This is a genomic window from Methylobacterium sp. ME121 (assembly GCF_000974725.1).
GTDB classification, from domain to species: Bacteria; Pseudomonadota; Alphaproteobacteria; order Rhizobiales; family Beijerinckiaceae; genus Methylobacterium; species Methylobacterium radiotolerans.
In genome coordinates, this window is record NZ_BBUX01000028.1 from 59,925 (window position 1) to 70,158 (window position 10,234).

The window sequence follows — 10,234 nt, forward strand, 5'->3', positions numbered from 1 at the left end:
GATGCCGACAATCGAATCCATCCGCCGGATCACGGTGCAGTACCGCTCCGAGGGCGCCGAGAAGGTGCGCTCCGATGCGGATGCTGTTGCCGCCGCGCAGACCCGCATGGGCGATGCCGCGGAGGCCGCCAGCGTCACGACGGAGGTCGCCAGCCGCCGCACGCTGAGCGCCGCGGGCGCCTATGACCGGCTGTTGGCCAAGATCGACCCGATGGTTCGGCAGCAGCAGATGCTTGAGCGAGCCACGCGGACGGTTGATCGCGCCTTCGAGCAGGCTGCCATCTCGGCGACGGAGCACGCCCGCACCATCACAATGCTGCAGGAGCGCTACGGGACGGTCGCGACGGCAGCACAGCGATCGGCCCGGGACATTCAGGCGGCGTGGCGCGGGCTCGGCGACCAGGGCGCCAAGGTGCTGGAGAACATCGAGGCCAGCCGGCGCCTTGGCGCGCTCGGTGGAGGCGGCGCCCCTGCCGCTGCGAACGAGAACCGCCGACTCCGTGCCGATCAGGTCCAGAACCTGGCCTATCAGGCGGGCGACATCGTCTCCTCGATCGGCAGCGGCAGCAACCTGTCGACGGTTGCGTTCCAGCAGGGACCGCAGATCGCGCAGGTGTTCGGTGGCCCGGGCGGAGCGAGCATCAGGGGCGCCTTCACCCAGGCGGGTGAGGCCGCGTCCAGCCTTGCGACGCGGATCGGGCTCGTCGGGGGCGCGTTCGGTGTCGTGACGACGGCGGTGCTGGCTGGCGTGGCTGCATTCCAGTCCTACGCCTCGACGCAGATGGCGCTGGCGCAGAACCTCACCGGCGTTGGTCGCGCCTCGGGGGCCACTGTCGGCCAGATCAACGCCATCGCGTCGGCCAGCGCCGCCGCTGGGAATGTCTCGGTCCGGTCGGCACGGGAGATGGCGGGCGAGTTCGCCGCCACGGGCAAGATCGGCACCGAGGTGTACGGTGGCCTGATCGGGTCAGTGAAGGACTATGCGGCGACCACGGGTCAGGACGTGCCCTCCGCGACCAAGGCACTCGCTGAGGCATTCGCGGATCCGGCCCGCGGCGCCGACATCCTCGACAAGCAGCTCGCGGTCCTGAACGACACCACCCGGGAGAACATCCAGCGCCTCGCCGCGCAGGGTGATCGGCTGGGCGCGCAGAAGGCGCTCCTCGACGCCTACCGGACGGGGCTCACCAGCGCGACGGAGCTGACGAGCGGCTGGGCGCGAGTGACCGCTGCGGCCGGCGCTACCATCTCCAACGCCTTCGACCGGGTCGGCCAGGCCGTCGACCACTTCGTCACCGGCGGCGATCTGGAGACCAAGATCGCGGATCTGCAGAAGGTGCTGGCCACTCCGCCGGGCTTCCTGGAGCGGTTCAGCAGCACCCGACCGGCCCTTCAGTCGGAGCTCGAAAAGCTGCTCGAGCAGCAGCGGAAGCTTCAGGCGGCGAGCGCGCAGGCCCAGGCGAACCAGACCAGCCTGCGCATCGGTGAGATCGTCAAGTCGCTCAACCCCTTCAGCGAGCAGCTCAAGCGGATCGAGGATCAGGCCAAGGACATCGCCACGAACCTCTCGAAGATCCCTTTTGACGAGCAAGGCAACGCCCGGCGCGCGATGGAGGGGCTGCTCGCCCAGGCCAAGCAGCTTCGCGCGGACATGGAGGCTGGCGGCTCGTCCTATGCCGATGCGATCCGGGCCGCGCAGTTCCAGCAGCGCACCATCGGCTTCACGCAGGAGGGGCAGACTGCCGCCCAGATCAACGAGAACGCGGCCAACAAGCGCCTCGACGCCCTCCGCAACGCCTCCACGAACACGGATCAGTCCGCGTTCGAGAAGCAGATGCAGTCGATCGAGACCGAGCGGCAGCTTCTGTTCCAGAACCTGGAGAAGAACACCACCCTCCAGCAGAATCAGATCGGTGGCGCCTTCTCGCGCATGTCGGCGGCGGTGCAGCAGCAGATCATCGGCGCGGCCCAGCAGTTCGGGCGGATCCCGGCCAACATCATCGCCGGCATCGCGGACAAGGAGTCGAGCGGCAACCCGAACATCGGGCAGACCAAGGTCATCGATCCCCGCACCGGATTGCCGGCATCGACCGCCTATGGCCTCGGTCAGGTCACGGTTGGTACGGCCCGGGAAGCTGTTCGTCTGGGCTACCTGCCGCCGACGTTCGATCGCACCGACCCCAGCCAGGGGGCCGCCGGCATCGCGGGCGTGCTGTCAATGAAGCTGGATCAGGCCGGCGGCGACCTGAACAAGGCGATCCAGAACTACTATGGCAGCCAGAGCCCGGCGGCGAACCAAGCCTATGCCGCCGACGTGCTCCGGCGGGCCGGCCAGATGGGTGACCCGTCCACCGGGGCGCAGATCCGCGAGCAGGACCAGTACCAGCGGGCGCTGCGCGATCAGCAGCAGCAGCTCCAGAACATGACCCAGAATTATGGGAAGAACGGGCTGGCGCTTGAGGCTGCGGCCGAGGCGTCCCGGCGCTACAACGCCCTCCTCGACGCGGGCGTGCCGGCGAATGACGCGCTGGCCGCCTCGGTGAAGGGACTGGCTCAGCAGACGGCGACCGCGGCGCAGCAGGTGCGGCTGACGCAGTTCGCCAGTGACATCGGCTTCGACCGGGAGCAGCTCGGGCGCGACCGTTACGATCAGAGCGCCTTCGCCCGCGCCCGGTCCACGGTGGGCGATACCACTTCGCCGGCCGCCGTCGCGGTGATCGACCAGTCTCGGCAGAACCAGTACCTGACGGACGCTCGGTCCACCCTCACCAGCGCGGCCACCGACTTCGCCACGGCGCTGTCGCATGGTGGTGACGCGGCCAAGGCCTTCAGCAGCGCGCTTAGCAGGATCAGCGACAGGCTCCTGGGCGGTGTCCTCGACTCGCTGGTGGGCTCGTTGTTCAAGAGCGGTGGCGGGCCGCTCAGCAAGCTCTTCGGGTTTGCCGAGGGCGGTTACACGGGCGACGGCGGGAAGTACCAGCCGGCCGGCATCGTCCATGCTGGCGAGTATGTGATGCCGGCGCACGTGGTGAAGAGCTACGGGCGGAGCTTCTTCGACGGGATCAGCGGGCTGCGCGGCTACGCCGATGGCGGGTTCGTGGCCATGCCGCAGATCTCTGGCCCGGTTCCGCCCGTGCCGGCAGCGAATGTGAACACGCCTGCGCCCCAGGGCGCCGGCGACACTTGGAATCTCGATCTTCGTGGCTCTTCGCTCACGCAAGGACAGGTTCAGGCCTCGATCTTCCAGGCGCTGCAGATGAACAACAGCGCCCGTGACCGGACGATGGTGCAGCGGCAGGCTGTTGCTCAGCGCCGCTTCGGCCGTGTCAGCTGATGGGCATCTTTGATGCAGCCGGCGCGGCGGCTCTGTGCGGTGACACGATCACCGCGGAGATCCTCGCGTTCTTCGACTTCAAGACGGCGCCGCAGCGGGTGCACGGCGGGTTCGGCCCGCTCGCGGCTGGCGGATTCACCTGGCAGGGCATGGGCGGCCTCGGCTCGGTCTCGGACATCGAGAGCGCCGTCGGAGGCGTCGCGCCACTCGTGACCTTCACGCTCAGCGGCGTCGGCCCAGAGATCGCCAACGACGTTGTGAACGCCAAGGCGGAGGTGAAGGGCCGGGACTGCTTTGTCTACCTTCAGCTCTACGGGCCCGGCCTCGTGCCGCTCGGCGGGCTCTACACGCTCTACCGCGGCGTGATGGACCGCCTGATCCATAGCGCTGCGGACGCCAACACCTGGACCGCGCAGCTCACCGCCGAGACCAAGTTCTCGCGCCGCGGACTGCCACCCTTCGGCAACCTCACACACGCCGACCAGCAGCGCCGCTACCCCGGCGACAACGGCCTGTTCGACATTCCGCAGATGATCAACCGGAGACGGCCTTGGAATCCCGAGATCCCCGAGAGCGAGACTTGAGCGCCTTCTTGCGCGCCGGCGCCGGGGCGACGTTCGTCTGGGGCGAGATCGATTGCTCGCTGTTCATGGCGGACTGGTGTCGGAAGACCCGCGGCGTCGACCCTGCGGCGAGCCTCCGCGGTCGCTACCGGACGGCTCTCGGCGCGATGCGGCACGTCCGGCGCCTCGGCGGCTTCGAGGCGATGGCGCGCAAGCTGATGGCCGGGTGCGGCTTCGCGACGACGGATGCGCCGCGGCCGGGCGACGTCGGCCTCGTCGAGCACCCGGTGGTCGGGCCTGTGTTCGCCGTCCGCTGCCGCATCGGCTGGGCGGTGAAGAGCCCCGAGGGCATCGCGGTCGATCAGTACCCGACCGTCGTGGCCTGGAGCGTCTGATGCCGGCGGCGGTCGGAGCGGCTATCCTCGGGCAGGCGCTCGCGGGAGAGATCATCGTCGCCGGCATCACGGCGGGCGAGATCGTCGGCTACACCGCGCTGACCGTCGGCGCTCTGGGCTTGCAGTACGGCGCCCAGGCGCTCCTCGGGGCCGAGAAGCAGAACAACGCCCAGATCACGGTCCGGCAGGCCGTGGCGCCGCGCCGCCGTGTGCTCGGCCAAGGCATGATGGGCGGCGTGATCTTCGCCCTCGAAACGGTGAAGATGGAGGGCGGGGACGACGACAAGATCCGAACGCTCTATCGCGGGGCGATCCACTGTGTGGGTCAGGTCAACATCCTGCAGTACTACTTCGGCGACGTGAAAACGAGCCTGACCGGTCAGGTCGGCGGGATCGTTCCGGACAGCGCCTATCAGGGGAAGGTGGCGATTGAGGCCCATAACGGGGCCGACAATCAGGCGGCCTCTGCCGCGCTGCTGAAGCTGCCCTACTGGAACGCGAGTATGCAGCTTAACGGGCTTTGCTACACGGTGACGGTGGCGAACCCTCTGCGGAAGGGGACGCAAGTTTTCCCCGAAGGCGCGCCAGACGTTCGGCTGCTGGTGGCTGGCGCGCCCTCTTACGACCCGCGGACGGGTGGCTACGCCTACACGGACAACGCCGCGATCTTGCTGCTCGACTACCTGACGCACGAGAGCGGCTACGGCCTGGCGCTCGCGGAGATCAACCTCCAGAGCTTCCGGGATCTCGCAGATGTCTGCGATCAGATGGTGCCGCTGATCACGCCAGATCCGAACGGCGCCACCTCCGAGATGCGCTACCGGTCTTGGGGCAGCTACGACTATTCCGAGCAGCGATCCGACGTGCTGGGTCGCCTCCTCGCGGCGATGGACGGTGAGCTCTACCAAGACGCTGGCGGTTTGGTGGCCGTCCGGGGCGGCCGCTGGCAGGCGCCGACCTTCACCATCGACGAGAGCATGATCTTCGGCTGGGATCAGCTCGAGGAGGGTGACGAGGCCTACAACACCTTCACGCGGATCAAGCACACCTACCTCTCGCCCTTCCACGACTATCAGCCGACCGAGGGTGACCCTTGGGATGACGTCGCAGCCCAAACGATCCAGGGCGTAATCGAGACAGAGAATAGCTTCGTCCGAGCGCCTTCGCATCGCCAGTCGCGGCAACTCGCGAAGATCGCGATGGCGAAGGGCAACCCGCGGTTCCGGCTCACCGGTCTGCGCCTGTCGCCCTCCGCCCTGCCGGCATTCGGCGAGCCGACCGTGATCCTGAATCTGCCGTCCTTCGGTATCAACACGACCTTCGCGATCATGCGCGGCTCAATCCTGATGGCCGGCAATGCGCTCACCGGCGTGAAGTTCGATCTGATCAGCCTCGACGCTTCGGCCTACGCCTGGGATCCGTCCGAGGAAGGTCAACGCCCGCCACTGCCGGACACCTATAACTGATGGCCGAGCTGTTCCCGACGCGACTCCGGTGCTCGACAGAGAACTGGAGCCTGCAGAACTCTGCCCGCAGCGGCGGCCAGTCATTTCAGGGTGCGCAGCAATTCGTGGCGAGCCCGACGAGCCGCTGGCGCGCCAAGATGACGTTCCACCTACTCGACGATGACGATTACCTCGAGGCGCGAGGCTTCATCGCGGGACTTGCCGGTCAGAGCACACCGTTCCTGATCGGGCCCTACGATTATCGGGGCCAGCCCTGGAACGTCTTCCCGATCACGGGGCAGCCGATCACCCCGGACGTAGCCGCGCGCAACGCAGCGGTCAGCCCAGGCTTCTCGGTCAACCCGGACACAAACGGTGCGATCAGTTTCGCTCTCGCGGCCGATGCGGCAATGAACGCGACGACGATCCGGATCAGCAAGGCCCGCGGCGGAACGGTGAAGCGGGGGCAGTACCTGTCGATCGGTGACCGTCTGCACGTGATCGTCAGCCCGGTTTCGGATCCGGGGCCAAGCGGTGTCGTCGATATCGCCGTCCGCCCGTGGCTCCGAGCCGATTACGGCGCCGGCACCCCGGTGTCCTTCGATGCCCCTCGCTGCCTGATGCGACTCGCAGACGGCGACACGGCGGCTTTCGACATGACCACTTCGCCGCTCTCGGACGTGACCCTCGATCTCATCGAGGCCTTCGTCTGATGCGCTTCACCGTCTGACGCGAGGTTAGCATGGTCGCACGGCCAGATCCGAGCAGCCCAGCATCGTTCTACACCAGCCTTCAGGCGGTGTGTGATGCCGTCGATACGGCGGCGTCTAGGATCGCTGACCTGCAGCAGGCCCTCGCGAACACGCAGGATGCGGTCAACGCTGAGGCTCGCGCTCGCCAAGCGGCGGACACGGGCCTCGCACAGGATCGTGCCAACGGTGATCAGGCGGAGGGACGCGCCCGGCAGGATGGCATCAACGCCGAGGCGAATGCCCGCAACGATGCGATCGCCACGGCGATCCAGCCAATTCGCCGGGCGATCAGCGACCTCGGGGATTCGCTGCGGGAGGCGCTGAACGCTGAGACGACGGCCCGCACGAGCGGCGACGCGGCTGAGCAGAAGGCGCGCTCTGATGCGATCCAGGCACAGGCGCAGGCTCTGGCCGACGCGGTGTCGGATCTGGAGGCACTGATCAATTCGGGCGGCGCCAAGCAGGACAAGGCTCTCTCGGACGCTGTCACGGCGCTCCAGTCGCTGATCGCCGGCCAGCGGTTCGACCTGCTGTCCGCGGCGGGGCGCCCAGGGACTGCGCCGCTGCGCTACACCTTCACGGCCAATCCCGCGATCCTCGGCGGACCCCGCCCGCTCCTACCGTTCCTGCCGCCGCAGATGCTGGCGACTGGTGATAACGGCCCGGTCGTTCGTGTGTCCGGGCCGGGCATCGTAGCCGCGCGCGACGCCTACCCTCTGGAGCCCGGGCGTCTGTATCGCAGCCGCTACGTGGTCCAACGTCGTAGCAATCCGGCGGATCCGACGGGGGATGCCGTGGTCTGCGGGATCCTCTACCTCGACCAGTCTCTTCGGGTGCTGGGCGCGGTCGTGCCGGTCCGGACCTATCCGTCGCTGGTGACTGCCAACGGCCGCCAGGAATGTGAGGCGCTGATCGCTCGATCGGCCGGCCTCGGTGCAGCCTTCCAGGCTCCTCCATCTGCCCGGTTCATAGTGCCCATCGTTGCGATGTATGGGCCGGACGCCCTGACCGACGTTGAGGTGCTCAGCGTCGAAGACGTGACCGGGGCGTTCGTCCTGGCGCCCCCGATCGCGAACTTCGAGGCGCGGCTCGCGGCGCTGGAATCTGCCGATCTCATGGCTCGTCTTCAGGTGCTGGAGAGCGAGGCCGGCACGCCCAGCAAGCTCACCTTCGGATCGAAAGGCGATGCTGCCTATGCCGTCATCCCGGCCGGGGTTCAGGTCGTCGAGCTCCTCGGCCGCAAGTTCGCCGGCGATGGTGGCGGCGGCCGGTATGTGCGGACATCGGCGCAACTTGCCGCTGATGCCGACAGCTTCGTCTGCGATGGCGCGGTGTTCGTGCGCGAGGTGGTGGCATCTGACGTCGTCGCCGGGATGCTGGAGAGCGGGTACGAGACCTGGATGGCGAGCCTGCCGACGGAGCCGCCGCCAGGGTCAGGGAAGCGTTGGAACAACAACGGCATCCCCGCGGTGACGCCATGAGGCCGGCTCCTTACGACTTCCGATTCCCCCGCGGCGGGACGGCGTATCTCGGCGTCATCCTTCATGGTCGTGATCCGCGCACGGGCGAGGTCCGGCGCCTGCCGGTGCCGGGCGTCACGATCGAATGGACGGTCGAATGGCCCACCGGACAGGAGGTCCGGACGCAGTTCGACGCGCCCGACCGCCTGCTGAGCATCGACCCTCGCTCGGGCGTGATCAGCTTCCCGGTCTCCGCCGCGCGTGTGGAGGAACTCGAGGGAGCCGTGCAGCCCATCGCGACCCGCATCCGCCTGCTGATGCCGGACGGCGCCCCGGTGCCGTTCCTGACCGGCACCGTAGCCCTGGAGGACTGAGATGGCCGCTGGCCTTGCCAACGTCTTGCCGGCGCCGTCCGTGGCGCTCGTGCCGCGGATCGAGCCCTACCTCGTGGAGGTGGTGGTGCCGTTCCCGCTCGGATTCCAGAATGAGGCCGAGGCGCTGCTCTCGAAGACGATCGCCGACCTCCTCGCGCGGCCGAACCTCGGCGAGGCACTGGCGACAACCCCCGAACCCGACGAGGACAGCCCCCGGGTCGCCACCGCCGCCATGGTGCAATCCGTGGCCCGCCTCGTGGTGCAGCAGGCTCAGGAGCTCACCGCCGCGGCCATCGTCGACATGCTGACCACTCCGGGCAAGCTGCGGGGCATGCTCCCGACGGAGCCGCCGCCGGATGCCGGCACGCCATGGTTGAACAAGGGCTTGCTCGCGATCACGCCCGACGCCTGACGGAGATCCCCTATGCAGCCCGCCGTCGTTCCCCTGCAGATCGTTGCAGGGGACTCTCTCACGCTGACCATTCGCCTACACACGACGGACGGGGGCAATCGCCTACCGCTCCAACTCGCCGCGGGGGAGGCTTTCGTCGTCTCACTCGATTGGGCGAAGGGTCGAATCGTCTCTACGACCTCGGATGCCTTCGACAGCGATCGGCTCGCGCTGATCGTCGGACCGGACAAGACGGAGCTCGTTCGGCAGTTCACGCCCGCCGAGACGCGCAGGCTGCTCGGGCAGAGCGTGATCTGGTCGCTCTATCGCGTCCCAGTGCCCGGAGATCGGCGCACCTACGTTACCGGTGCCGTGCAGGTGATCGGCCCCGGCCAAGGCGCTCCGGGAGACACTGTGCTCGACGTCTCTGTGCTCGAGCAGAGCATCATCGTCGATGTCAGCGTGCCGGATGCGGCCTCCTACACCGACGCCCGCGAGGCGATCATCCGCCAGGACATGGCCGCGGCCATTGCCGACGCCAAGAAATTCTACGCCGCCAGCGCACTCCTGCTGGGTTGAGGGACGGTCAGATGAAGAAGCCCATCGCCACCCGCCCGGTGTTCGACCCGGCCAACCGGACGCTCGACTTCTCGGGCACGCCCAACTTCGAGCTCCGGCGCCTGTTCGGCGTCGCGAACGCCAGGACCGGGCAGCTCATCTACAGCCCAATCGTCCCCGACCTCGTCGCCTCCAACGTCTCGGGTTCCGTCGTCACGCTGTCGTTCAACACGAATGGCATGGTGCCGGCGGATCCGCTGGTGATCCAGTATGACGACGGGATCAACGATCTCCCGCCGGACGCCGCTCGCGAGAGCAAGCAGGACACTGGAATCACGCGCCTGACCGAGATCCGCGACGCGGTCAAAGCGCAGCGCTCGGAAACCATCTGGGCCGACGACACCGGGGTCCGCTTCATCCGGGTGGACAGCGGAGGCACGATCACCTGGACGGACGTGGCCGGCAATGCAGGTTCGCCGCCCGGTGCTGGCGCCCGACCGGACTACGACAGCGGGTTGGTGATCTCCCGCTCGACGTGGCGCGCGACCGCGGACGGGACCGGCTTCTCGTCCGGAGACTACCTCGATCATTTCGTAGTGACGGACGGCGACGCCGGCGATCCGATCTCAAACTACTGGTTCAACGTCACGACGGGCGCGAAGCTGGCCGCGCCGCCCAGTACCGCATCCATCTCGCCCTATTCGTCGCTGCCGGACGGCGCCTCGACTGCCGCTCGCCAGGACACCACGAATACCGCCCTCGCGACGATCGCGACGGGCATCGGTGCACCCGGAGACGATGATCCCGGGTCAGACGCCGCCGACGGCTCGGTCATCGCTCGGCTGGCCCGGCTGCTCGCGTCGATCACCGGGCTCGCCACGCTCCTGACCGCAATCCGCGACCGGCTTCCATCCGCGCTGACGGCGGACGGCGGCCTTCAGGTTGATGGATCCTCCGTCACT

General features: G+C 68.0%; 10 protein-coding genes. All 10 read left to right on the top strand.

Annotation, left to right across the window (positions count from 1 at the left end; genetic code table 11):
* Position 1: 1 nt before the first annotated feature.
* Complete coding sequence (locus ME121_RS18125; protein ID WP_059409389.1) at positions 2 to 3,334, top strand: phage tail length tape measure family protein; 3,333 nt, start codon at positions 2 to 4, stop codon at positions 3,332 to 3,334.
* The gene (locus ME121_RS18130) at positions 3,334 to 3,918 is read left to right on the top strand and encodes a hypothetical protein (RefSeq protein WP_059409390.1); all 585 of its coding nucleotides are present in this window, start codon (positions 3,334 to 3,336) and stop codon (positions 3,916 to 3,918) included. Before ME121_RS18125 ends, ME121_RS18130 begins: the two co-directional genes overlap by 1 nt.
* Positions 3,915 to 4,292, top strand: coding sequence for a DUF6950 family protein (locus ME121_RS18135; protein WP_059409391.1), 378 nt, complete (start codon positions 3,915 to 3,917; stop codon positions 4,290 to 4,292). Before ME121_RS18130 ends, ME121_RS18135 begins: the two co-directional genes overlap by 4 nt.
* Complete coding sequence (locus ME121_RS18140; protein ID WP_059409392.1) at positions 4,292 to 5,758, top strand: hypothetical protein; 1,467 nt, start codon at positions 4,292 to 4,294, stop codon at positions 5,756 to 5,758. The genes ME121_RS18135 and ME121_RS18140 overlap by 1 nt, the downstream gene beginning before the upstream one ends.
* Positions 5,758 to 6,450: a hypothetical protein gene (locus tag ME121_RS18145; RefSeq protein ID WP_059409393.1), complete on the top strand. Its 693-nt coding sequence runs from the start codon at positions 5,758 to 5,760 to the stop codon at positions 6,448 to 6,450. The genes ME121_RS18140 and ME121_RS18145 overlap by 1 nt, the downstream gene beginning before the upstream one ends.
* Positions 6,451 to 6,479: 29 nt before the next feature.
* A complete protein-coding gene (locus ME121_RS18150) occupies positions 6,480 to 7,970 on the top strand; it encodes a hypothetical protein (protein WP_143739287.1) in 1,491 nt (496 codons plus the stop codon).
* Positions 7,967 to 8,323: a hypothetical protein gene (locus ME121_RS18155; protein WP_059409395.1), complete on the top strand. Its 357-nt coding sequence runs from the start codon at positions 7,967 to 7,969 to the stop codon at positions 8,321 to 8,323. Before ME121_RS18150 ends, ME121_RS18155 begins: the two co-directional genes overlap by 4 nt.
* A gap of 1 nt (position 8,324) precedes the next feature.
* Positions 8,325 to 8,735: a hypothetical protein gene (locus tag ME121_RS18160; RefSeq protein WP_059409396.1), complete on the top strand. Its 411-nt coding sequence runs from the start codon at positions 8,325 to 8,327 to the stop codon at positions 8,733 to 8,735.
* 12 nt (positions 8,736 to 8,747) lie between these two features.
* Positions 8,748 to 9,293 (top strand): hypothetical protein, encoded by a 546-nt coding sequence (locus ME121_RS18165; protein WP_059409397.1) that lies wholly within the window; start codon positions 8,748 to 8,750, stop codon positions 9,291 to 9,293.
* Positions 9,294 to 9,304: 11 nt separating this feature from the next.
* Positions 9,305 to 10,234: hypothetical protein (locus ME121_RS18170; protein WP_491892848.1), on the top strand; the 930-nt coding region annotated here is incomplete at its 3' end.